Source organism: Oricola nitratireducens (assembly GCF_014904745.1).
GTDB lineage: Bacteria > Pseudomonadota > Alphaproteobacteria > Rhizobiales > Rhizobiaceae > Oricola > Oricola nitratireducens.
Window position 1 is genome coordinate 127,496 of the sequence record NZ_JACZCS010000008.1, and the last position, 24,066, is coordinate 151,561.

Sequence of the window (24,066 nt, forward strand, 5' to 3'; positions counted from 1 at the left end):
AGACAAGTGACCGGCGATACGCGCCGCATAGGTCCCTTCTTCTCGTCGCTTGCGGGCTACCGGGCGTTATGGCTCGCAAGCGATGCGAAAGCGGGCCTCTTGCTTGCGGCGATTGCCCTGCCTGAACAATTCGCGACGGCCCGGCTGGCGGGATTGCCGCCTGTCGCCGGGCTGTTGGCCTTCGCCGCCGGAACGCTGGCCTTCGCGGCGTTCGGCCGGCACCGTCTGATGTCGGTCGGCGCGGACTCCACTATCGCACCCATCATCGCGGGCACCCTGTCTGCCCTAGCGGTCGCCGGATCGGCGCAATATGCGAGCTTCGCAGCAGTGTTGGGGGTGCTGGTCGGCGTTATCTTGATGTCGTCGTACAGATTTCACCTCGGATGGGTCGCCGACCTCCTTTCCATCCCGGTCACGACGGGGCTGCTTGCCGGCATCGCCTGTCACATCGTCGTGGGCCAGGTTCCGACGGTTCTCGGTCTGCAGATCTCTCCGGGCTCCCTTCCCGCAACCGCGGCCGCCATTGCCGGGCAACTCGGCGAAGCGCAGATGATCCCGCTGATCATCGCCGGCTGTGTGCTGGCCATAACGTTGCTGGTGCAGGCGACGGACAGGCAGATTCCCGGACCGCTCATTGGCCTCATGGCGAGCGGCGTCGCAGTCTGGTGGTTCGGGCTGAAGGCCAGCGGGCTCGATACGCTCGAGGATCTCGCCATATCGCCGCCATCGTTTTCGCTGGCGATTCCGAACCTGTCCGACTTCGCCACGCTGTTGCCGCTGGCGCTTGTCGTCTCGCTTTTGTGCATGATCCAGACGTCGAGCGTGATTCAAGCCTTCGGCGGCCATGATGCGGACCCCGAGACCGTATCGCGCGATTTTGCCGCGATTGGCGCCGGTAATGTCCTTGCCGGGCTAATCGGCGCCTTTCCCGTCAACTCCAGCCCTCCGCGGACCGGAATCGTCGCGGAGGCAGGGGGATTGACCCAATTGAGCGGATTGCTGGCGATCCTCGTTTGCGGTCTGGTGGTCGCGTTCGGCAGCACCGCCTTTTCATATGTCCCGCAAGCCGCCTTGAGCGGCGTGTTGCTGTTCGTCGCCATCCGGATCATCCGCGTTGCGACGATCCGCCGGATATGGCGTCAAAGCCCCGTCGAGGCCGGACTGGTATTCGGAAGCGCGGCTCTCGTCGTGTTCCTGCCGATCGGGGTCGGGGTCGGGCTTGGAATCGTCCTGTCACTGATGCACAGCCTTTACACGATCGCCCGTCCGAACTGCCGTGAGTTGTTCCGTGTCGAGGGTACGACAATCTGGTGGGCCGACATGCCGGACGCTCGCGGCGAGCGTGTGCCCGGCGTGCTCGCTTTCTCGCTGGCGGCGCCGCTCAATTTCTTGAGCACGAAGTTCATTCTCGGGCAATTGACCCGGGCGATCGAAGGGATGCCGGACCCCTGCAAGCTTGTGGTTCTGGAAGGCAACAGCGTGGTCGACATCGATTTCACCGGGGCCGAACTGTTGCGGGAGCGGATCGAGATGCTGCGCGGGAGCGGAATAACGGTCGCCCTGGCGCGGCTTGAATCGGTTAGGGCGATACGGGCGGCGAGACGCACAGGGTTGATCGAGTCACTCGGGCCGGATCATGTTTTCCGCTCTGTCGAGGAAGCCGTGCGGGCGCTCGGACCGCAGTGACGCCCGCTTGCCGTCGCCGGGTGATCATCAGCCGCAAGATCCATGAAAAACGCCCGGGCGAGATGCCCGGGCGTTTTTGTCGGCCAGTGCTTGCCGATTACGCGGCGCATTCCAGCAGCAGCGTGCCGGCGGCGGTGTTGGAAATCGGGATGTGGTAGTTGCGGGTGATCTCGTTGACGTCGTCGCCGAGCGCGCCGCGCATCATCATCCACATCAGGAATTCGGTGCCCTGTGCGCCGGCCTTCTCGACCAGCTCCATGCGGGTGATCTTGGTCAGTTCCTCGGGATTGTGGACAATGTTTTCCAGGCAGTACTGGTCGAACTCCTTGTTGATGAAGCCCGCCCGCTGTCCGTCGAGCTGGTGCGACAGGCCACCGGTGCCCAGAACAACGATCTTTGCATCCTCGGGGAAGGAACGCAGGGCCTTGCCCAGCGCCTTACCGAAGTTCAGGGCGCGGTGCAGCGTCGGAATCGGATGCTGCACCGTGTTGGCCGAAATCGGCACGGCGCGCGGCATGTCCGGATTGTTCGGCGCGCCCGGCCAGAAGAGCTGCATCGGCACGACGAAGCCGTGATCGACAGCCAGTTCCTGGCAAGAGGTGATGTCGAACTCGTCGGCGACCATCGACTCGATGATGTGCCAAGAAAGTTCCGGTGCGCCGGGGAACGGATCGAGCGACGGCAGGCCCCAGCCTTCGTCCTCGTTCTTGTACTCGTGCGCGGCGCCGATCGCGAAGGTCGGCATCTGGTCGAGGAAGAAGCCGAGGCCGTGATCGTTGTAGATGTTGATCACGTAGTCGGGCTTGTGCTCTTTGATCCACGCATGAACCTTCGGATAGCCTTCGAAGAAGGGTTTCCAGTAGGGATCGTCGTAGAGTTCCTTCTGGATCGCGTTGCCTACCGCGGGAATGTGGGAGGTGGTGATGCCACCGAGAATCTTTGCCATGGTCTGTCCTCCTTACGCCTGACTTTTCAGGAATTCCTTGAATTCCTCGGTGGTGCGGCCGGTTTGCAGGCCGCCGACATCCTGCACCGACAGCTTGAAGATGCCAGCGAACTTGGCGAGGTAATAGATGTTGCCGCCGGCGTCGATCAGCCCGAGAATGTCACGGTCGCGGACCGCCTTTTTCTGCTGATCGTTGAGGCCGTATTTTTCCATATAAGCCTCTTCGTCGGCCACGAAGGCGTCGCGGTTTTCCTTCTTGTTGAACGAGTAGCACATCTTGTTGAGCGCATAGCCTTTCATTGCCTGCTTGCCGTCGAAGATCGTCGTACCCGGAATGTCGATGTGATAGTCAAAACCTGGCTGGTCCATGGTCCGTTCCTCCTGCATTTCATTTATGTATACGCAGGCGCCGCGAGAGGCGGGTTTGACCTAAATCAAGTGGATCCGGCGAGGGTATGAGAATGAATGCCCATTACGCAAAACTTATATGTACTTTCCCTCGCTCCATGCGGGGCCTGCCGCCGAAAACCTGGATTTTACCACAAAAAATGCCCGGATGTGCGGGGCATCCGAGCCAATATGCGTTGCGTGCGGTTTCCGGCGGACGCCACGGGCGTCCTGTGTGCTCAGCTCCAGTATAGCCGCATTGGATTGTCGACGAGCAACGCCTGCTGTTCGGCGGCGGACGGTGCGATCCGCGGAATGAAATCGACCAGCTTGCCGTCGTCGGGCATGTGGGACTTCATGTTCGGGTGAGGCCAGTCGGTGCCCCAGATTACGCGGTCGGGGAACGTCTCGACGAGTTTGCGCCCGAAGGGAACGACATCGTCATAGGGCGGACCGTCGACAGTCAATCGCTCGGGGCAGGTGACCTTGGTCCAGATCGTGTCGACATCCGCCATAAGATCGACGAAGCGCTGGAAATCGGGATGATCGACGCCCTTGGTGACGTCCGGCCGGCCCATGTGATCGACGACGATGGTCGTCGGAAGCTGTTTCAGGAACGGAATCAGACCTTCAAGATCCTGCGCCTCGAAATAGACGACGATATGCCAGCCGAGCGTGGCGATCTTCTCGGCGATGGAGAGGAAGACCTCCCTCGGGGTGTTGTCGACGAGGCGCTTGACGAAATTGAAGCGCACGCCGCGCACGCCGGCCTCGTTCATCGCCTTCAGTTCGTCCATGGAAATGTCGGGGCCGACCGAGGCGACGCCGCGGGCCTTGCCGCCGGCGGCGATCAGGGCATCGACGAGGGCGCGGTTATCGCGGCCGTGGCAGGTCGCCTGGACGATGACGTTGCGTTCGAAGCCGAGATAATCGCGCAGTTCGAACAGCTTCTCCTTCGGCGCGTCGCAAGGAGTGTATTTGCGTTCCGGCGCATAGGGGAATTTGTCGGCGGGGCCGAAGACATGGCAATGCGCATCCACGGCACCGGCAGGCGGAACGAAAGCCGGTTTCGAGGGATTGGGGTGGAAAGGCAGGTAATCAGCGTCCATGGGTCCCGTTTCGTCCGTTTTGTCTTGCGGCGCATTGATCTGCCGCAAATTCATTATTGCGCCTTGTCGGCGGATTGGTCGAGAAAATGCGCCAATTGCTGGCATTTTCCCATTCCAAATAGTTCGCCGGATATAAAATATTGCTATAGCAAGCTCCAAAGGAGATTTCTGGCCGCCATGAGGCTGAGCGTTCCCAATATTCGTCACCTGCGGGTGTTTCGCGAAGTCGCCCATTGCCACAGCGTCAGCATGGCGGCCGAAAGGGCAGCGCTTTCGCAACCCGCCGTCACCCAGGCGGTGGCGAAGCTGGAGGAGGAACTCGGGGTTCCGTTGTTCGAGCGGCGCCGGGACGGCATGTTCGCCACGGAGGTCGGGACGCGGTTCCTCGGGCGCGTGGAACGGGCGCTCGATCATCTGCAGGCCGGCGCGCGCGAGGCATCGCGTCTCGGCCTGCGGCAGAAGGCGCGCGGCTTCGCCGATTTCGACCGCCTGCTGACGGCGGCGCAGCTCAGGGCACTGATCGCGGTATCGGAGGCGAAGAATTTCTCCATGGCGGCGCGCAATCTCGGCATCTCGCAACCGTCGATCCACCGGGCGGCGCGCAACCTGGAGCGGTTGTCGGGCATCAAACTGTTCGAAAGCGCGCATGACGGCATCTCGCTGACGCCGGCGGCGCATGTCCTTGCGCAGCGCACCAAGCTGGCGTTGTCCGAACTGCAGCAGGGCTTCGACGAGGTCGACGATTTTCTCGGCCAGGATTCAACCCATATCGCCGTCGGGGCGCTGCCGCTGGTGCGCACCTTCATCCTGCCGACGGCGATCGATCTCATGGTGCGCCATTCCGAGCGCGTACAGATCCGCGCGGTCGACGGGCGCTATGACGAATTGCTGCAGGGCGTGCGCCAGGGCGATCTCGATTTCCTGATCGGGGCATTGCGCGATCCGCCGCCTGTGGACGACATCATCCAGGAGCGGTTGTTCGACGATCCGCTGGCGCTTGTAACCGGCCGGAATCACCCGCTTGCCGGCCGGCAATCGGTGACGATCGACGATGTTCTGCGCTTTCCGTGGGTCGCGCCGCCGAAGACGACCCCGGCGGGAAGTTATTTGTATAACACGCTGAAGATCCAGGACCTGCCGGAGACGCCGGTACGCGTCGTTTCCAGTTCGCTTGTACTCTTGCGCGGCCTGTTGATGACCGGCGACTACATCACGATCATCTCGCTGAGCCAGATCCGCCATGAACACGAGCAGGGAATCCTGGTACCGCTGCCGATCGAACTGACGGACAGCGCCCGCGCGATCGGGCTGACCTACCGGCGCGACTGGCGTCCGACCAAGACGCAGCAGCAGTTTCTCGGCTATCTGCGGGAGGTGACGGGGTCGATGCGGGCGGCAAACACCGCTATTGAATAAATGAATGACGGCCGAAGAGATTGAATACCCAATCCAATCAAGGAGATGGTAAGCAAGCGGGAAATTCGGCCAGCGGGACCGGCGGCCTCGCCCGGTCGCGCGGCCTGTAATCGTGAGCTGGAGGATCAGACATGAAGCTATGTGTTGCCGGCGCCTATGGCGCTTTCGGTTTGAAGCACCTGGACGCGCTGTCCAACATCGAGGACGTCGAAGTCACCTCGGTGATGGGGCCGACCAGGGCGAAGATCGACGCATTGGCCGGCGAGCGCGGCATCGGCCATGCGGCCACGGACCTCGCAGAATGCCTCGCCCGCGACGACGTCGATGCGGTGATCCTTTCCACCCCGACACAGATGCATGCGAGCCAGGCGATCCAGTGCATGGAAGCGGGCAAGCACGTGCTGGTGGAAATCCCGATGGCCGACAGCCTCGCCGACAGCCAGGCGGTGGTGGCCAAGCAAAAGGAGACCGGCCTGATCGCGATGGCCGGGCAGGTGCGCCGGTTCAATCCGTCGCACCAGTGGATCCACAACAAGATCGTGGCGGGCGAACTGAAGATCCAGCAGATGGACGTCCAGACCTACTTCTTCCGCCGCTCCAACATGAACGCCAAGGGCGAGCCGCGCAGCTGGACCGACCACCTGCTCTGGCACCATGCCTGCCACACCGTGGACCTGTTCCAGTACCAGACCGGCGAGACCTGCTCGCAGGCTTTCGGCCTGCAGGGTCCGATCCATCCGGAGCTGGACATCGCCATGGACATGGCGATCGGCATGAAGACGCCGTCGGGGGCGATCTGCACCCTGTCGCTCTCCTTCAACAATGAAGGGCCGTTCGGCACCTTCTTCCGCTATATCTGCGACAACGGTACCTATCTGGCGCGCTATGACGACCTTTTCGACGGCTACGACAAGCCGGTCGACCTGACGGGCGTGGCGGTGTCGAACAACGGCATCGAACTGATCGACCGGGAGTTCTGCTCGGCGATCAGGGAAGGCCGCGAGCCGAACGGTAGTGTTGCCCAGGTCTTGCCGGCCATGGAGACGCTGGATCGTATCGAACGGTCCTTCGGCTAACACACCAAGAATCGATCTGGCGGCGCAAAGCCTGTCACGCCCGTCCGCTGGAGCTCCGGCGGGCGGGTTTTTGCGTTTGATGTCGATCAATGAGTGGATTTCGCTAGATATGCCATAAGCGGTATGAGAAATTAACTTTTTGACTAATTTGGAGGAGCGTCATGGCGCATGTCGTCGTTCTTGGTGCCGGGCTTGGCGGCACCATCATGGCTTACGAGGTCCGCGAGGAACTCGCGAAAGAGCACAAGGTTTCCGTGGTCACGAACGGAAGCAGCTATTCCTTCGTGCCGTCCAATCCCTGGGTCGCGGTCGGCTGGCGCGACAAGGACGCGATCGAAGTCGACCTGACCTCGGTGATGAAGCGGCGTAAGATCGACCTGCATCCGCAGGGCGCCAAGAGATTGCATCCCGACGAAAAGCGGATCGAGCTCAATGACGGAACGTCGATCAATTACGACTATCTGGTGATCGCCACCGGGCCGGAACTTGCCTTCGACGAGATCGAGGGGCTCGGACCGGAAGCGCATACGCAGTCGGTCTGCCATGTCGATCACGCGGTGCAGGCGAAGAGCGCTTTCGACAAGCTGGTGGCCAATCCCGGCCCGGTCGTCATCGGCGCCGTTCAGGGGGCGTCCTGCTACGGACCGGCCTACGAGTTCGCCTTCATCCTCGACAAGGCGCTGCGCGACGCCAAGGTGCGCGACCGCGTGCCGATGACGTTTGTCACCTCCGAACCCTATGTCGGCCATCTCGGCCTCGACGGCGTCGGCGACACGAAGGGGCTTCTCGAGAGCGAGATGCGCGACCACCACATCAAGTGGATCACCAATGCCAAGGTCGACAAGGTCGAAGAAGGCATGATGCATGTGACGGAGGTCAACGAGGACGGTTCCGACAAGGCGAAGCACGAATTGCCGCAGGTCTTCACGATGATGCTGCCGGCCTTCCGGGGCGTCGAGGCGGTGTTCGGTCTCGAGGGACTGACCAATCCGCGTGGCTTCATCATCGTCGACGAACACCAGAGCAACCCGAAATACCCCGAAATCTTCGCGGTCGGCGTTTGCGTCGCCATCCCGCCCGTCGGCAAGACGCCGGTTCCGGTCGGCGTGCCGAAGACCGGCTTCATGATCGAATCCATGGTGACGGCGACGGCGCACAATATCGGCCGGATGGTGCGCAACGAGAAGCCGGATGCGCGCGGCACGTGGAACGCCGTCTGTCTCGCCGATTTCGGCGACTCGGGCATCGCCTTCGTGGCGCAGCCGCAGATCCCGCCGCGCAACGTCAACTGGTCGTCGTCGGGCAAGTGGGTCCACCTCGCCAAGGTGGGCTTCGAGAAGTACTTCCTGCACAAGATCAAGTCGGGCAAATCCGAGCCCGCCTATGAGCGTCTCGCCATGCAGGTGATGGGCATCCAGAAGCTGAAGGAAGTCAAGATCGACGCTGGAGAGTAACGCCGCGAGGGGCTCTTGAACCGGGCGCAATGCGGTACGATATATGCAAAAAAACATATGGAAACGGACTAATGTCTCTCGATAAAATGGTACTCGCATTCGCCGGCGTCATGACGCTGCTCTCTGTCGTGCTCACTGTCTACGTGTCGCCGTACTTCCTGTGGTTCACCGTGTTCATCGGGCTGAACCTGCTGCAGTCGGCGTTCACCGGGTTCTGCCCCGCGGCGATGATCTTCAAGAAGCTCGGCGCCAAGGCCGGCAACGCGTTTTAAGCGAAACAAAGAAGGGAAGGCACGCTTTCCCTCCTGACATGAACCGGACACGCCGTGGAAACGCGGCGTGTCCTTTATTTTGCGAGGCCGCGCGCCTCCCGCACCCTCCATCCAGCCGATTATTCCGACGTAACAGCGCCCGAGCCGGCCGGAATTTTCGGAAAACATACGGGGGCGAAATTGACCTATCGTGCGTTTTCGACGTATGCCATATTCGGTATATTAATTTCGTGACCGCAAACCGGAGGGGGCGGCGGTCGCGGAGTGCCAGGGAGGCTTGCCGAACCGCATGAACGCGCAACCTGATCTCGATCTCTCGCCGCTTGTGTCCGACGAGATCCGCCAGACGACCTGCTACATGTGCGCATGCCGCTGCGGTATCAATGTGCATCTGAGAAACGGGCCGGACGGGCGCAGGATCGTCAGCTACATCGAGGGCAACCGCGATCACCCGACCAACCGGGGCGTTCTGTGCGCCAAGGGATCCTCGGGGATCATGCAGCATTATTCGCCGGCCCGCCTGCGCAAGCCGCTGAAGCGCAAGGGCCCGCGTGGATCCGGCGAGTTCGAGGAGATCTCCTGGGACGAGGCGCTGACGCTCGCCACGGACTGGCTCAAGCCGATCCGCGAGACCGACCCAAAAAAACTCGCCTTCTTCACCGGCCGCGACCAGTCGCAATCCTTTACCTCGTGGTGGGCTCAGGCCTTCGGCACCCCCAACTATGCCGCCCATGGCGGCTTCTGCTCGGTCAACATGGCGGCCGGCGGCATCTACACGATGGGCGGGGCGTTCTGGGAGTTCGGCACCGCCGACTGGGACCGCACGAAGATGTTCATGATCTTCGGCGTCGCCGAGGATCACGATTCCAATCCGATCAAGATCGGATTGTCGAAGCTCAAGAATAACGGCGCCAAGATCGTCGGGGTCAATCCGGTGCGTACCGGCTACAACGCCATCGCCGACGAGTGGGTGGGCATTACGCCCGGTACCGACGGGCTGTTCATTCTCGCCCTGATCCACGAATTGCTGCGCAACGGCAGCGTCGATGTCTCCTATCTGGTGCGCTACACCAACGCTCCGTGGCTGGTGATCGAGGATCCCGGCGCGCCGGACCACGGTCTTTTCGCGCGTGACAAGGACGGCAATCCGCTGGTCATCGACCGGCGCACCGGCAAGCCCGCCTCGGCGGAAGACAATGACGCCAAACCCGACCTCAAGGGCGAGGCGACGCTTTCCGACGGACGCAAGGCGCGGCCCGCCTTCGAGATCATGGCCGAGAAATATCTCGACGGATCCTATGCGCCGGCGGCGGTCGCCGAGCAGTGCGGGATCGCCCCCGGAACCATCGAGCGGCTGGCCGGCGAACTGGCGCATGCCGCTTTCGAGGAAGAGATCGTTCTCGACCGGCCCTGGACCGACTGGCGCGGCCGCAAGCACGACAAGATGATCGGCCGTCCGGTCAGCTTCCACGCCATGCGCGGCATCTCGGCCCATTCCAACGGTTTCCAGACCGCGCGCGCGCTGCACCTGTTGCAGATCCTGCTCGGTTCGGTGGAAACGCCCGGCGGCTTCCGCTTCAAGCCGCCCTATCCCAAGCCGGTCGAGGGACACCCCAAGCCGCATACCGGCTACAAGCCGAACACCCCGCTCGACGGACCGCATCTCGGCTATCCGCTGAGCCCGGACGATCTGCAGATCAACGAGGACGGCAGCCCGCGGCGGATCGACAAGGCGTTTTCCTGGGAAGCGCCGATGTCGGCGCACGGGCTGATGCATATGGTCATCGCCAACGCGGCGGAGAAGGACCCCTACGGCATCGACGTCCTGTTCCTCTACATGGCCAACATGGCCTGGAACTCGTCGATGAACACGGCCGGCACGATGGAGATGCTGACCCGTACCGACGAGAACGGCGACTATGTGATCCCCAAGATCATCTATTCGGACGCCTATTCGTCGGAGATGGTGGCCTTCGCCGACCTGATCCTGCCGGACACGACCTATCTCGAACGCCACGATTGCATCTCGCTGCTCGACCGGCCGATCTCCGAGCCCGACGCGGCCGCCGATGCCATCCGCTGGCCGGTGGTCGAGCCCGATCGCGACGTGCGCGGCTTCCAGACCGCCCTGCTCGATCTCGGCGCGCGGCTCGGCCTGCCGGGCTTCGTCGAGGAAGACGGCATGCCGCGTTACAAGGACTATGCCGACTACATCGTCCGGCACGAAAGGCGGCCCGGTGTCGGCCCGCTGGCCGGCTGGCGCGGCAATGGCGAGGAGGCGGGGCGCGGCGCGCCCAATCCGGACCAGCTCAACAAATATATCGAGAACGGCGGCTTCTTTACCGCCCACATTCCCGAGGAAGCCCAGTTCTTCAAGCCCTGGAACAAGGCCTATCAGGACTGGGCGGTGTCGGTGGGCCTGTACGACAAGCCTCAACCCTACGTGTTCAGCGTCTATTCGGAACCGCTGCGCAAATTCCAGCTTGCCGCCGAGGGGCATGGCGACAGGCAACCGCCCGACAATATGCGCGACCGTATCAGCCGGGCCTTCGACCCGCTTCCGGCCTGGTATCCGCCCTACGAGGGCGAACTGATCGACACGAGCGAGTTCCCCTATCACGCGCTGACCCAGCGGCCGGCCGCGATGTATCATTCCTGGGGATCGCAGAACGCCTGGCTGCGGCAGATCCACGGCGAGAACCCGCTCTACGTTCCGGAGAAGATCGCGAACGAGGTCGGTCTGAAGAATGGCGACTGGGCCTGGGTGACCTCGCATCACGGGCGCATCCGCGTGCCGGTGCATGTCACCGCCGCCTCCAACGAGAAGACCTTGTGGACATGGAACGCCATCGGCAAGCGCAAGGGCGCCTGGGCGCTCGGCGAGGGCGCGCCGGAAACGGAGCGCGGCTTCCTGCTCAACCATCTGATCCACGAATTGCTGCCGCCGAAGGGCGATGGCATGCGCTGGACGAACTCCGACCCGGTGACCGGCCAGGCCGCATGGTTCGACCTGCGGGTGCGCATCGAAAAGGCGGCCGACGGCGAGGAAAGCCTCTCGCCGGATACCGGATCGCAGAAATCGCCGGTCGGGACCGGCCCTGCCACCGTGGCGTTCGGAAAGGCCTGGAAATGACGACGCTGCCCCAATCGACAGCCAAGAAACTCGGTCTTGTCATCGATCTCGACATCTGCGTCGGCTGCCATGCCTGCGCGGTCGCGTGCAAGGAGTGGAACACCGGCGCCTATGGCGCGCCGCTGTCGGACCAGGACGCCTATGGCGCCGAGCCGTCCGGAACCTGGCTCAACCGTGTCCACTCTTACGAGGTCAAACCGAAGGAAGGCCCGGCGCAGATCATCCATTTTCCGCGCTCCTGCCTGCATTGCGAGGACGCGCCCTGCGTGACCGTGTGCCCCACCGGCGCAAGCTACAAGCGCGCCGAGGACGGCATCGTGCTGGTCAACGAGGACCGCTGCATGGGCTGCGGCTTGTGCGCCTGGGCCTGCCCCTACGGTGCGCGCGAAATGGACATGGACGCGGGCGTGATGAAGAAGTGCACGCTGTGTGTCGACCGCATCTACAACGACAACATTCCGGAGGAGGACCGGGTGCCTTCCTGTGTACGCACTTGCCCCGCCAATGCGCGCCATTTCGGCGATTTCGCCGATCCGGACAGCGCGGTTTCGCGGATGACTGCCGAGCGCGGCGGTTTCGACCTGATGCCGGACCAGAAGACGCGCCCGGTCAACAAATACCTTCCGCCGCGCCCCAAGACCGACGCCACGCAAACGGCCGGCGGCTGCGGCAAACCAGCAACAGCGACGCCGCAGCCGGGTGGATTGCTCGGCTGGCTCGATCGCGCATTGGCGGTGATTGACTGATGCATCCAGCTCTCTCCGTCATCGTTTTCACCACACTTTCCGGCATCGGCTTCGGCCTGATGACGCTGCTCGGCATCGGCCTCGGCGCGCATGACCTGGCCTTCCGCTGGACAGCGGTCGTGCTGGCATTCGCGTTCACTGTCATCGGGTTGTTGTCGTCGGTGCTGCATCTGAAAAGCCCGTCACGGGCGATATTCTCCTTCTCGCAGTGGCGATCGTCCTGGTTGTCGCGCGAAGGCGTGCTGTCGGTCCTGACGCTCGGCGTCTTCGGGCTTTATTCGCTGGCATTCCTGTTCATGGACATGCGCGTTGCCGGGCTCGGCATCGCCGCCGCCGTGCTGGCGCTGGTGACCGTCTATTCGACCTCGATGATCTATGCGCAATTGCGCACGGTTCCGCACTGGGCGACATGGCTGACATCGGCGGCCTTCCTGTGTTTCGCCGCTGCTGGTTCCCTGTTGTTGCTGGCGGCACTGCTCGCGGTCTTCGGCGCGGCGGGCGCACGTCAAACCGCTCAATACGCTCTTGTCGCCCTCGTCGTGGCATGGGCGGTCAAGGCGCTCTGGTGGCGGCGCGCGGCGCGGACCACGCTCGATAGCGCCGGCTCGGGGATCGGCCAGGCGACCGGTCTCGACCGGATCGGCACGGTGCGGCCGTTCGAATTGCCGCATACGTCGCCCAACTATCTGATGCGCGAAATGGCGTTCCAGGTCGGGCGCAACCGGGCGCGGGCGTTGAGGCGGGTGGCTGTCCTCGCGGGCGCGCTTCTTCCCGCCCTGCTGGTGCTTCTCGCGCTGGTGACCGGGCCGCTGGCAGCGCTGCTGGTGATTGCCGTTCTCGTTCACCTCGGCGGTATGCTGGCGGAGCGCTGGCTGTTCTTCGCGGAAGCGCGGCACGCGGTCTCGTCCTTTTACGGCGTCCAGTAGCGCGGTCTTTCCGCCGGTCCTTGCGATAATGCGCGCCGTCGTGTCTTGCGTTCGAAGCGGAAGCATCACGGGGTATCCATGAAAATCGGCGTGGCGCAGTTCTGGCATGAGGCCAACTCCTTTGCGGCCAATCCCGTCGGGCTTGCCGCTTTCGAGGAGAGGACCTGGCTGCGCGGCGCCGAGGTGGCGCCGGGGTTTAAGGGGTCGGCGACCGAACTCGGCGGCACGATCGGCTGGGCGGACGAAAAGCACGATACCGAACTGGTTTTCTCGCGCTGCGCATCGGCCACGCCGGGCGGCCCCGTGGAGCAGGCGATTCTCGACCGGATCGTCACCGAGATCACGACGGACACGGTCTTCGATGCCGTCGACGGTATCTATTTGTCGCTGCATGGCGCTTCGCTCGGCACGAAGGAACCGGCACCGGAAGAGCGGCTTGTCGCAGGACTCCGGCACCGATTTCCGGACCTGCCGATCGTCGCCTCCTTCGACATGCATGCCTGCCCGACCAGTGCGACGGCGGCGATGCTGAACGGCGCGACCGTCTATCGCAGCTATCCGCATGTGGACATGGCCGAAACCGCCGTCGCGGCGCTGGAGCTTCTCGCGGACATGATCGCGAGCGGCGTGCGGCCCAAGGTGGTGCACCGCACGATCGATCGCGTGTTGCCCAGTTTCCGGATGGCGACGGCGCCGGGTTCGCCGATGGCGGAGATCGAAGCGATTTCGCAGGACATCGCCGCGGCAACCGGGGAAGGCGTTTGTTGCGCCTATCCCTTCGCCAGTTTCGCCTATGCCGACACACCGGCGGCGGATGCCGGCGTTCTGGTTACCTGTCTCGATCAGCCGGAAGGCGAGCGCGTGGCGGAAACGGTTTGCGACGCGATGTTCGCACGGCGCGGCCGGTTCCGACCGGACCTGCCGGACGCGGCGAAGGTGCTCGCCGCGCGGCCCTGGGCGGACGGCCGCCGGGTCGCGATCCTCGAACCGTCGGACAACCCGCTTTCCGGCGGTGCGGGCGACACGCCCGGGCTTCTTTCGGCCGCGCTCGCCTGCGACCTGCCCGAGGGAACGGTCTTCGCCTTCTTTCACGATCCGGCCATGGTCAGGAAGGCCGCGGATGCGGGAACCGGCTCCCGTATCCGGGCGATGCTCGGTGGCCGTCACGGCGGCGGTTTCGGAGCGCCGGTACCGGTCGACGCCGTCGTGGCCCGGGTGACCGACGGACGTTTCGTCAATGCGGGGCCGATGGAGCGCGGCCGGCCGGTAACGCTCGGTGCGACGGCGGTCCTCGAAACCGGTCCGCTGCGCATCATCGTCACGTCGCTTTGCCAGTCGCCCAACGACCTGAACTATTTCGCGCTGCACGGGATAGACCTGACCCGCGTCCCGCTGCTCCTCGCCAAGGCCAAGAACCATTTCATGGCGGCGCTCGGCCCGGCGTTCGATGCCGTTATCCAGGCCGAGACGCCGGGACCGGCAATGGCCGATGTCAGCGCCCTGCCGTTCCGCCACATTCCGAAGCACCGCTTCGATCTGGACTGACAACCGCTGCCATCGGAAGGACGTTTTGTTGCGACCCGAATTCATTTCCAGCGAGATCTACCGGCAGACCGGATATTCCGGGAACCATCCGCTCGCCATCCAGCGTATCGGCTCCGTGCTGACCTTGTGCGAGCAACTCGGCTGGCTCGCGAAGTCGGGGCCGGATGCCTATGTGCAAAGCCCGGTGGCGACGCTGGAGGACCTGCTGAAATTTCACACACGCGATTACGTCGCCGCCCTGCAGGCTGCGGAGGCGCGCGGCGGCGCGACGCCGGAGGAACGCGAGACATACGCGCTCGGCACGCTGGAGAACCCGATCTTCAAGGGGCTCTTCAACCGCGCGGCGACCTCGGTCGGCGGTTCGATCCACGCCGCGCGCCGCGCCGCTGAAGGCCGTATCGTCTATCACCCGTCGGGCGGCACGCATCATGGCTTCAAGGACCATGCCTCGGGGTTCTGCTTTTTCAACGATCCGGTCTTCTCGGTCCTGACCTTTCTCGAACAGGGCCTGGAGCGTGTGCTCTATGTCGATCTCGACGCCCATCACGGCGATGGCGTCGAGACGGCTTTCGCCGATGACAAGCGGGTGTTCCTGATCTCCGTTCACGAGGAGAAGCGCTGGCCATACACCGGCACGCTCGACGACCGCGCCGGCGGCAATGCGTGCAACCTGCCGGTGCCGAAAAAGATGAATGACAGCGAACTGAATTTTCTCATGCGCGAGGCTGTGCTGCCGCTCGCAAAAAGGTTCGAGCCGCGGGCGCTGGTGGTCACTTGCGGGGCGGACGCGCTTATGGGCGATCCGCTGTCGTCGCTGGAACTGTCGAATTCCTGTCTTTGGGATGCGGTGATGGCGCTGACGGAAACCGTGCCGGCCTCCGTCATTCTCGGCGGCGGCGGCTACAATCCGTGGACCGTGGCGCGCTGCTGGACGGGGCTCTGGGGCCGCATCGCCGGCAAGGAGATGCCGGAAAAACTGCCAGCGGAATCTGTCGCCTATCTGGAAAGCCTCGAATGCGATCTGGTCGATGACGAGGACGACATGCAGCCCTGGTGGACGACGACGCTCGTCGATCCGCGCAATGACGGTCCGGTGCGCCCGGAATTCGGCGAGATCGCCAAGGCCGTATTGGCGCCCTAGTCTTCTGTTCGGTATATTGTGCCGGGCCGATATAAAGCGTGTTGCGGCCATTGGGGAATGGACGTTATATTACTTTTTCGGAATATGACGTGGGAGGCGTTGTGATGAGCGGTTGGCTTGACCGTATCCAGACGATCGAAGACCTGGAGGATGCCGAATTCGACGCCGGCCTCGTCGCCGAAATGGAGCGCGCCGTCGCGGAACGCGCGCCGGGTCCGATCCGGTTTTCGACCCCGACCTTCAAGGAATACGACAATTCCGAGATCAAGGGCTGCGGCAAGAACTCGTTTCCCGCCTTCTCGATCACTGCCGGCGCCTGCGCGCTCGACTGCGACCATTGCCAGGCGAAGATCCTCGAGCCGATGATCCCGGCGACCAAGCCGGACATGCTCGACCGCAAGGTGCGCGCCCTGATCCAGTTGCAGGACCTGCAGGGTTTCCTGCTGTCGGGCGGCTCCAACCGCAAGAACGAGATCAACTACGAACGCTTCTATCCCGTCATCGAGGGGCTGAAGCGCGATTTTCCGCATCTGAAGGTTGCGATCCACACCGCACTGACCGACGAGGTCGGCGCGAAGCGCATGGAATCGGCCGGTGTCGACACGGCGATGATGGACGTCATCGGCGCGCAGGAGACGATCGAGCAGGTTTACCACCTCGACCGGCCGGTGGAGGATTTCGAAAAGACGCTGGCCGCATTGTCCGCGACGAACATGGAGATCTCGCCGCATATCGTGGTCGGGCTGCATTACGGCGAGATTCTCGGCGAAGCGAACGCGCTCGACATGGTCGCGCGGCACAATGTCAACGCGCTGGTGCTGGTCGTCATCATGCCGTTTTACGCCAAGCCCGGCACCTTCAAGACGCCGAGTACCGGCGATGTCGGCCGCATCTTCCTGGAAGCGCGCCAGCGTCTCGCCGACAAGCAGGTGCTGCTCGGCTGCGCGCGGCCTCCGGGCATGCACAAGCGCGTCACCGACGCCTATGCGGTCATGGCCGGCCTCGACGGCATCGCCTTTCCGGCGGAAGGCGCGGTCGCGGTTTCGCGGGCGATCGGTCGCGAATTCAACCAGGAGCACGCTTGCTGCTCGATCAAGATCGGCGCCAAGATTGGCGGGAGCCGCGCCGTCTCTCCGTGCGCGGCGTGAGGCGCGCATGACCAGTGACGCAGGTTTCGATGTCGATGTGCTTGTCGTCGGGCTCGGCCCGGCGGGCGCATCGGCGGCCGCCGCAGCGGCGGAGAAGGGCCTGAGCGTCCTCGCCATCGAACGCAATGCCGAACCCGGCCTGCCTGTGCAATGCGCGGAATTCGTGCCGATGATGATCGGCATGCAGCTTCCCGAGATGGGCGACAGCCGCGTCCAGGCGATCAGTGAAATGCAGACCTTCATCGGCGGCGAAGAGGCCGTCGTGACGCCGGATTTCCGCGGCTACATGGTCGATCGCGCCCGTTTCGACCAATATCTGATCGCACAGGCACAAAAGGCCGGTGCGCAATGCCGCTTCGCCACGTCGTTGCGCGGCCTCGATGCCAACGGAATGGCGACGATCGGCGACGGCGAGACGGTCAAGGCGAAGCTCGTCATCGGCGCCGATGGCCCGCGCTCGCGCGTCGGCGAGGCGATCGGCGCGGTGAACACGGAGCTGGTCGAAACGCGGCAGATCACGCTCGACCTCACCGATCCGCACGCCGCGACGGACATTTTCCTCAATGCCGAGATCGTCGGCGGCTATGCCTGGCTGTTCCCGCGCGGAGATGTCTGCAATCTCGGCCTCGGGGTTACGGCTGAACACAAGGCGCGGCTGAAGCCGTTGCTCGATGCGCTGCATGCGCAACTGGTCGCCGAAGGCCGCGTCGGCGAGACGATTATTCGCCATACGGGCGGGTTGATTCCCGTCGGCGGTCTTGTCGGGCCGGCGGGCATGCTCGGCGAAACGGCAGTTCTTCTGGCAGGCGATGCGGCGGGGCTGACCAATCCGGTCACCGGCGCGGGCATCCCCTCTGCCGTCATGTCCGGTAAAAGCGCCGGGGTGGCCGCCGCCGGTTTCGTTGCCGGCGATGCGGACGCGCCCGGCGACTACGCCGAGGAACTGGACGACATTTTCGGGCCGTCGCTGGCGCTGGCGCTCAGCCGCCGCCGCGAGATCCTCGACACCTACCGGCAGGGCGGCCTGCCGGACAAGGGCGACATGCGCAAGTCATGGATCGCCTTCCCGCAATACTGGAAGAAGGACGCGGCGGGCATACCCCTGTCGCAGACCGGACAAACCCTGGAGGCCACGCAAGCGATATGACCTGTCTTAAGCCGGAAAACGCGATGCCGGGCGCCAAGGGTGCCGGCGGCTCGGATTTCAATCCTTTTGCGCTGATGGAGCCGCGCGCGCCGGGCCGCGTGCCCGTCGAGATGAAGAACGGCAAACCGGTGAAGGAAGCCAACCTGACGCCGGAAGGGCTCTATCGCCCCGATTACCGGGTGATGACGCCGCATATGCGCTCGCCCGAGTATGTGCAGATGTCGACCGCCGCCGCGATCACGCTGGGGCTGGTCGAGGGCCAGATGCACCGCTGCGCCTGCACGCGCTGCCTGAACCTGCTCTTGACCTATCCGGAAGGCTGCCGCGCCAACTGCGCCTATTGCGGCTTGGCCCGTCATCGCGAGGCCGAACGCAATTATGCCGACCGCAACTTCATCCGGGTCGACTGGCCGGCGGTGTCGATGGACGAGATCGTCGATCGCGTCGCCGCCGATGTCGAGGGCTCGCCCTTCCACCGCATGTGCATCTCGATGATCACCCATCCGAATTCGGACGAGGACACGGTGACGGTGCTGAAGAAATGGGTCGACCGGATCGACCCCGACGCGATTCCGATCTCGATCCTGTCGAACCCGACGACGATGACGCGCAACGACGTCCAGACGCTGCGCGACATGGGCTCGGACATCTTCACGGTGGCGCTCGACGCCGCCACACCGGAACTGTTCGACCGGACCCGTGGCAAGGGTGTGCAGTCGCCGCATACCTGGAAGAAATACTGGGAAATCATGCTCGAGGCGCGCGACATTTTCGGGCCGAAGAAGTTCGGCGCGCATATCATCGTCGGCATGGGCGAGACCGAGCACGACGTGATGAAGGTGGTGCAGGAACTGGTCGATCTCGGCGGCCACAGCCACATGTTCTGCTTCTTCCCGGAGAAGGGGTCGCTGATGGATCACCTGCCGGCGACGCCGCGCGACCAGTGGCGCCGCGTCCAACTGGCACGTTACCTCGTCGATTATTGCGGTGTGCGCATCGAGCACATGACATTCGACGAGGAAGGCCGGATCGCCGATTTCGGCCTGCCGAAGTCGGAACTCGACGGAATCGTCGATGCCGGTATCGCGTTCCGTACCTCGGGCTGCCCGGGCAAGTTCGCCGACGACATCTCGGCCTGCGACCGGCCCTATGGCGACAGCCCGCCGAGCAATATCGCGAGCTATCCGTTCCCGCTTGAGGACGTCGACATCCGCAAGGTGCGGAGCCAGTTGCAGATGGACCGGCCGGGCGAAAGCTACGAGCCGGGCGAAGAGTTCGACGACTGACACGCGGACGCTGCGCCGCGGCCGAGGGAGGACAGCATGACCAAGACATTCCGGGTGATCGACACCGGCGTGCGCCATTGCCGCGCGCAGATCGCGTTCGACCAGGCGCTGATCGAGACACACAAGGCGGGCCAGATCCCCGACACGGTACGGTTCCTGCAATTCCCGCCCTCGGTGCTGGTCGGCCGGCACCAGGCGATCTCGCACGAACTCAATCTCAATGCCTGCCGGGCGGCCGGCGTCGGCATCGGCCGGCGGATCACCGGAGGCGGCGCGCTCTATCTCGACGAGGGCCAGTTCGGCTGGGAGCTGATCTTCCACAAGAACACGCTCGGTATCACCAGCCTCGGCGACCTGGCGCGCGAAATCTGCGAGGCGGCCGCCGCGGGCCTGTCGAAGCTCGGCGTCGACGTCCGCTACCGGCCGCGCAACGACCTCGAGGTCGACGGACGCAAGATCGGCGGCACCGGAGGGTTCTTCGACGGCGACACGATCTTCTACCAGGGCACGACGCTGGTGGAGATGGATGGCGCCAAGATGGCCTCGCTGCTCAACATCCCGGCCGCCAAGCTGGCCAAGCGCGGCCAGTCGAGCGGCGCGCAGCGCGTCGTCACGCTGAAGGAACTGTTCGACGGGGCTCCGCCGCCGGTCGGCGAGGTGCAGCAGGCGATGCTGGAGGGGTTTGCGGAGAAACTCGGCATTTCGCCCGAATGGGGCGCGATCACGCCGGCCGAGGAAGCGGCGGCGCGGTCGCTCTTCGACAGCGAGATCGGCCAGGACGAGTTCGTCTACGAGATCGACGACCAGAAGAATTCGCCGGGCGTGCTGACCGGCAGCCATACCGGGCAGGGCGGCACGATCACCGCCTATCTGCGCCTCGAAGGCGCGAACCAGGACCGCATCCGCGAGGTGCTGATCACCGGCGATTTCTTCGTCACGCCGCCGAAGACGATCTACAATCTGGAGGCTGCGCTGCGTGGTGTCGCCGTGGCCGACGTGGCGCAGGCGACAGAGGATTTTTTCACAAACGCCAATGTCGGGTTGCTGACGGCGGCGCCGGCGGATTTCGCCGAGGCCGTCCTCAATGCGGCTTCGACGGGTGAACTCGTGCCCGCCTGACCCTTACGGCTCAGGCTGTTTTCGCGGTCAAAAATATCGGCAAGATTCCAATCCGCACCGCTCGTATCAGAAAAAAGCGGTGCGGATAGTTCCTCGGTCAGAAATGCCAGTTCAGCCCGCCACGCACCACGACAAAGTCGGTGATCGGCGCTGCAACCGGGATAGCCACGGTATAACTGGAGTCATTCAAATCAACGTAAAGCGCCTCGGCTTTAAGCGAGAGATGATTGTTTACACCGACCTCGACGCCACCACCGGCCGTCCAGCCCGAAACCCATTCATCGGAACTAAATCCACCTGCGACCTGTCCGGCCTTCACTTGGGCGAATGCGGCACCGCCGGTCACATAGGGAAGGAACTTGCCGTAGGCATAGCCAATGCGGGCCCGGGCCGTCGCGAATGCGTCGATATCGGTGTAGCAAACCGAGGGGCAACCCGCGACCGTGCTACCGTCGATATCGGCCTTGGCGATATCGCCCTCGACGCCAAAAACCATCTGGTTACGTTGCCAATTGTAACCCAGCGTGCCGCCGATCAGCCCTCCCTCGATATCAAAGCCGTCGCTACGAGTACCGAGAGTATCCACGTGGTAGCCGTTGGCAGAGCCGTAACCGCCCTGCACACCGGCATAAATCCCGGACCAATCGTAGACCGCCATGGGAGCCGCAGGCTCCATCACGGGGTCGGCCGCCGACATCAGATCAGCAGCATTTGCTCCGGTCGCAATCAAGGTGATCGCAGCCGCGGAAGTCATGAGAAGTCGCAGCATTGTTGTTCCCAATTCTGAGTTCGCCGATAAGTTGTAGGTAAATAATCACAATTGTCCGAGCAATACTGTAGGAAACGCGCAACACCTGGTTCCAAATTCACGCTGGGGAAACGTGGCTGATCGGCGCCATTCCTGAATCAAGATCCCTGATATTTCCCGCTGATCAGTTCTTTCCGCAATATGATTCGGTGCGTCTTTTGGTGCTGTCCGATTTGCTGGATCAAGCCTTTTTCCCGGCGACGGCCCGCGCCATGACGCAGAGCATCTCGAACATCAGCGACGCGCCGAGCCATGCCGTGCCGCCGGCATTGTCGAAGGGTGGCGAGACCTCGACGAGATCGGCGCCGATGATGTTGACGCCTTCGAGTTCGCGCACGACCTGGATCGCCTGATAGGAGTTCGGCCCGCCGATCTCCGGCGTTCCGGTTCCGGGTGCAAAGGCCGGATCGACGAAATCGATGTCGTAGGAGACATATGTCGGGTCGGTACCGACGATCTCGCGCGCCTCGGCCATCACGTCCTCGATGCCGCGCTTGAAGAACTCCTCGATGGGGATGACGCGAATGCCGACGGAATCGGCGAAGTCTCGATCCTCGCGGTCATAGGTGGTGCCGCGGATGCCGATCTGCACCACGCGCTTCGGTTCGAGCAGACCCTCCTCGACGGCGCGGCGGAACGGCGTGCCGTGGGTGTACATCGAGCCATTGAAATAAGAATGGAACAGGTCGGTGTGGCTGTCGAAATGGATCATGCCGACCGGCTTGTCGGAGGCGAGGCCGCGCAGGATCGGCAGGGAACAGAGATGGTCGCCGCCCGCCGTCAGCGGGACGATGCCGGCTTCCCTGACGCGCTTGTAGAAGCGGGTGAAGCGGTCGAGGCTGTCCTGGACGTCGGCCGGGTTGGGCGCGACGTCGCCGATATCGGCGCAATTGACGAGCTCGAACGGCCGCACGCCGGTGGCGCCGTTTTCGGCGCGGATCATGGTCGAGAGATCGCGCAACTGGCGCGGGCCGTGACGCGGGCCGGGGCGGTTGGTCGTGCCGCTGTCCCAGGGCGCGCCGATGATGCCGATCTGCACGTCGGCGATCCTCGGATCGTCGGGGCCGACATGGGGCAGGCGCATGAAAGTCGGCACCCCGGCGTAGCGGGGCAGGTCGAAGCCCGAAACGGGCTGGAAGAAAGTGTCGCTCATCGTCAGTCTCCGGACAAATCTGGAAATCAATACATCGCGCTGCCGCCATTGGCGCCGTAGCACTGGCCGGTCACGAAACTCGCGCCGTCACCGGCAAGGAATACCGCCAGCGCCGCGATCTCGCTTGGTTCGGCGAAACGCGCCAGCGGGGTCGCGAGATCCTTGGCGAGCGCCTCCGGGCTCATCGATTGCGGGCTGGTCATGTCGGTTTCGACCGGGCCGGGGGCGATCGCGTTGACCAAGATCTTCGGCGCGAGTTCGCGCGCCAGCGACCGGGTCAGCGAAACGATGCCGCCCTTGGAGGCGCAATAGGCGCTCATCTCCTCGCGGCCGAGAAAAGCGAGATCGGACGAAATGGTGATGATCCGGCCGGCCGGCGCAGTGACGGGCCGCGCGAGCATCATCCGCGCGGCCTCGCGCGCCGTCAGGAACGCGCCACGAAGATTGACGGAAATGACCGCATCGAAATCCGCCGCGCTCGTCTCCAGCAGCGGCGCCTCGCGAAGGATGCCGGCATTGGCGACGGCGATGTCGAGCGTGCCGAGATTTTTGGCGATCTTCGCGAACAGGGCGACAACGTCCGTCTCTGTCGACACGTCCGCCTCGAGGGCAAGCGCCTTGGCGCCTGTTTGCCTGAGTTCGGAAAGCGTGTCGCCGGCGCGCGGATCGCCGTTGTGGCAGATGGCGACATCGGCGCCTTCGCGCGCGAAGGCCAGCGCGATGGCACGGCCGATGCCGCGCGATCCGCCGGTGACCAGAGCCGTGCGCCCGGCAAGCGATCCGCTCATGCCAGAACCTCGCCGCGATCCACATTGATCGCCTGGCCGGTGATGTTGGCGGCGGCGTCGGAGGCGAGGAAGAGATAGAGGCCGGCGACATCGGCCGGCTGCATCAAACCGCCGATCGCCTGCGCGGCGACGATCTCGTCGAGCAGGACGTCCGGTTTGGCGCCGGTTTTTACGGCCATGGAATTCAGCGAGCGCATCGCGGCTTCGGTCTTGACCCAGCCGGGGCAGACCGCGTTGACAGTGATTGCGCGGGGGCCGAGTTCCTTTGCCCATGTGCGCGTCATTCCGATCAGGGCGTGCTTGGAGGCGATATAGGCGGAGAAGTCCGGCACCGCCGTCTTGCCCCAGATCGACGAGGTGATAACGATCCGGCCGCCATCGGGGATCTTCGCTATCGCCGCACGGGTGACGTTGTGGGTGCCGGTGACATTCACCGCCATGACGCGGGCGAAGGTGTCGTCGATCGCCGGATCGGCATCCTGTAGCGGTGTCGGGCGTTCGAGCCCGGCATTGTTGACCAGGACGTCGATGCGGTCGAAACCGGAAAGCGCGTCGGCGACGGATTTGCGGTCGGTGATATCGCAGGCAATGGCGCGAACCGGGCGCTTCGCCATGTCCGACAGTTTTTGCGCGGCCTCGTGGACGAGGTCGTTTTCGGCGAGGATCGCCAGATCGGCGCAGGACGCGGCGAAAGCCTCGGCGATGCCGTAGCCGATGCCGCGGCTCGCGCCCGTCACCAGCACGGTCTTTCCGGAAAAGTCGAATGCCGCGCGCATTGTC

The 24,066-nt window shown here is 63.8% G+C and carries 21 protein-coding genes; 14 read left to right on the forward strand and 7 right to left on the reverse strand.

Annotated features, from left to right (window positions below; all coding sequences use genetic code 11):
• Window positions 1-6: 6 nt before the first annotated feature.
• Window positions 7-1,686: a SulP family inorganic anion transporter gene (locus IG169_RS24315; RefSeq protein ID WP_193175032.1), complete on the forward strand. Its 1,680-nt coding sequence runs from the start codon at window positions 7-9 to the stop codon at window positions 1,684-1,686.
• Window positions 1,687-1,783: 97 nt separating this feature from the next.
• Here the strand turns inward: IG169_RS24315 and IG169_RS04855 are convergent, their stop codons facing one another.
• The 3 genes from IG169_RS04855 to IG169_RS04865 all read right to left on the reverse strand — a co-directional run bounded on the left by IG169_RS04855 (window position 1,784) and on the right by IG169_RS04865 (window position 4,128).
• Window positions 1,784-2,632: a class III extradiol dioxygenase family protein gene (locus IG169_RS04855; RefSeq protein ID WP_193175033.1), complete on the reverse strand. Its 849-nt coding sequence runs from the start codon at window positions 2,630-2,632 to the stop codon at window positions 1,784-1,786.
• Between the two features lie 12 nt (window positions 2,633-2,644).
• Complete coding sequence (locus IG169_RS04860) at window positions 2,645-3,001, reverse strand: protocatechuate 4,5-dioxygenase subunit alpha (protein ID WP_193175034.1); 357 nt, start codon at window positions 2,999-3,001, stop codon at window positions 2,645-2,647.
• 257 nt (window positions 3,002-3,258) lie between these two features.
• Window positions 3,259-4,128 carry an amidohydrolase family protein gene (locus IG169_RS04865; RefSeq protein ID WP_193175035.1) on the reverse strand — a complete coding sequence of 290 codons (870 nt, stop codon included), beginning with the start codon at window positions 4,126-4,128 and terminating at the stop codon, window positions 3,259-3,261.
• A gap of 177 nt (window positions 4,129-4,305) precedes the next feature.
• Here IG169_RS04865 and IG169_RS04870 point away from each other — a divergent pair, with 177 nt between their 5' ends.
• The 13 genes from IG169_RS04870 to IG169_RS04930 all read left to right on the forward strand — a co-directional run bounded on the left by IG169_RS04870 (window position 4,306) and on the right by IG169_RS04930 (window position 20,537).
• Window positions 4,306-5,544, forward strand: coding sequence for a LysR family transcriptional regulator (locus IG169_RS04870; protein ID WP_193175036.1), 1,239 nt, complete (start codon window positions 4,306-4,308; stop codon window positions 5,542-5,544).
• Window positions 5,545-5,675: 131 nt separating this feature from the next.
• Window positions 5,676-6,620, forward strand: a complete 945-nt coding sequence (locus IG169_RS04875) for a Gfo/Idh/MocA family oxidoreductase (protein WP_193175037.1) — start codon at window positions 5,676-5,678, stop codon at window positions 6,618-6,620.
• Window positions 6,621-6,781: 161 nt separating this feature from the next.
• Complete coding sequence (locus tag IG169_RS04880) at window positions 6,782-8,074, forward strand: NAD(P)/FAD-dependent oxidoreductase (RefSeq protein WP_193175038.1); 1,293 nt, start codon at window positions 6,782-6,784, stop codon at window positions 8,072-8,074.
• Between the two features lie 71 nt (window positions 8,075-8,145).
• Entirely contained in the window at window positions 8,146-8,346 is a 201-nt protein-coding gene (locus IG169_RS04885; protein ID WP_193175039.1) for a YgaP family membrane protein, read from the forward strand.
• Window positions 8,347-8,635: 289 nt separating this feature from the next.
• Window positions 8,636-11,479: a molybdopterin oxidoreductase family protein gene (locus IG169_RS04890; protein ID WP_193175040.1), complete on the forward strand. Its 2,844-nt coding sequence runs from the start codon at window positions 8,636-8,638 to the stop codon at window positions 11,477-11,479.
• On the forward strand, window positions 11,476-12,225 hold the full coding sequence (locus IG169_RS04895; protein WP_193175041.1) for a 4Fe-4S dicluster domain-containing protein: 750 nt from the start codon (window positions 11,476-11,478) through the stop codon (window positions 12,223-12,225). The genes IG169_RS04890 and IG169_RS04895 overlap by 4 nt, the downstream gene beginning before the upstream one ends.
• Window positions 12,225-13,151 (forward strand): dimethyl sulfoxide reductase anchor subunit family protein, encoded by a 927-nt coding sequence (locus IG169_RS04900; RefSeq protein WP_193175042.1) that lies wholly within the window; start codon window positions 12,225-12,227, stop codon window positions 13,149-13,151. The genes IG169_RS04895 and IG169_RS04900 overlap by 1 nt, the downstream gene beginning before the upstream one ends.
• Before the next feature lie 78 nt (window positions 13,152-13,229).
• The gene (locus IG169_RS04905; protein WP_193175043.1) at window positions 13,230-14,696 is read left to right on the forward strand and encodes a M81 family metallopeptidase; all 1,467 of its coding nucleotides are present in this window, start codon (window positions 13,230-13,232) and stop codon (window positions 14,694-14,696) included.
• A gap of 28 nt (window positions 14,697-14,724) precedes the next feature.
• On the forward strand, window positions 14,725-15,837 hold the full coding sequence (locus IG169_RS04910) for an acetoin utilization protein AcuC (protein ID WP_193175044.1): 1,113 nt from the start codon (window positions 14,725-14,727) through the stop codon (window positions 15,835-15,837).
• Between the two features lie 104 nt (window positions 15,838-15,941).
• Entirely contained in the window at window positions 15,942-16,985 is a 1,044-nt protein-coding gene (locus tag IG169_RS04915) for a radical SAM protein (protein ID WP_193175045.1), read from the forward strand.
• 7 nt (window positions 16,986-16,992) lie between these two features.
• Window positions 16,993-18,132, forward strand: coding sequence for a geranylgeranyl reductase family protein (locus IG169_RS04920; RefSeq protein ID WP_193175046.1), 1,140 nt, complete (start codon window positions 16,993-16,995; stop codon window positions 18,130-18,132).
• Window positions 18,129-19,418: a radical SAM protein gene (locus IG169_RS04925; RefSeq protein ID WP_193175047.1), complete on the forward strand. Its 1,290-nt coding sequence runs from the start codon at window positions 18,129-18,131 to the stop codon at window positions 19,416-19,418. Before IG169_RS04920 ends, IG169_RS04925 begins: the two co-directional genes overlap by 4 nt.
• Window positions 19,419-19,454: 36 nt before the next feature.
• Window positions 19,455-20,537 carry a lipoyl protein ligase domain-containing protein gene (locus tag IG169_RS04930; protein ID WP_193175048.1) on the forward strand — a complete coding sequence of 361 codons (1,083 nt, stop codon included), beginning with the start codon at window positions 19,455-19,457 and terminating at the stop codon, window positions 20,535-20,537.
• A gap of 97 nt (window positions 20,538-20,634) precedes the next feature.
• Here IG169_RS04930 and IG169_RS04935 read toward each other — a convergent pair whose 3' ends face one another.
• The 4 genes from IG169_RS04935 to IG169_RS04950 form a co-directional block, all read right to left on the reverse strand.
• Window positions 20,635-21,306, reverse strand: a complete 672-nt coding sequence (locus tag IG169_RS04935; RefSeq protein WP_193175049.1) for an outer membrane protein — start codon at window positions 21,304-21,306, stop codon at window positions 20,635-20,637.
• 220 nt (window positions 21,307-21,526) lie between these two features.
• Window positions 21,527-22,498, reverse strand: a complete 972-nt coding sequence (gene speB, locus IG169_RS04940) for an agmatinase (protein WP_193175050.1) — start codon at window positions 22,496-22,498, stop codon at window positions 21,527-21,529.
• Between the two features lie 26 nt (window positions 22,499-22,524).
• The gene (locus tag IG169_RS04945) at window positions 22,525-23,286 is read right to left on the reverse strand and encodes an SDR family NAD(P)-dependent oxidoreductase (RefSeq protein ID WP_193175051.1); all 762 of its coding nucleotides are present in this window, start codon (window positions 23,284-23,286) and stop codon (window positions 22,525-22,527) included.
• Complete coding sequence (locus IG169_RS04950) at window positions 23,283-24,062, reverse strand: SDR family NAD(P)-dependent oxidoreductase (RefSeq protein WP_193175052.1); 780 nt, start codon at window positions 24,060-24,062, stop codon at window positions 23,283-23,285. Before IG169_RS04950 ends, IG169_RS04945 begins: the two co-directional genes overlap by 4 nt.
• Between the last annotated feature and the right edge of the window lie 4 nt (window positions 24,063-24,066).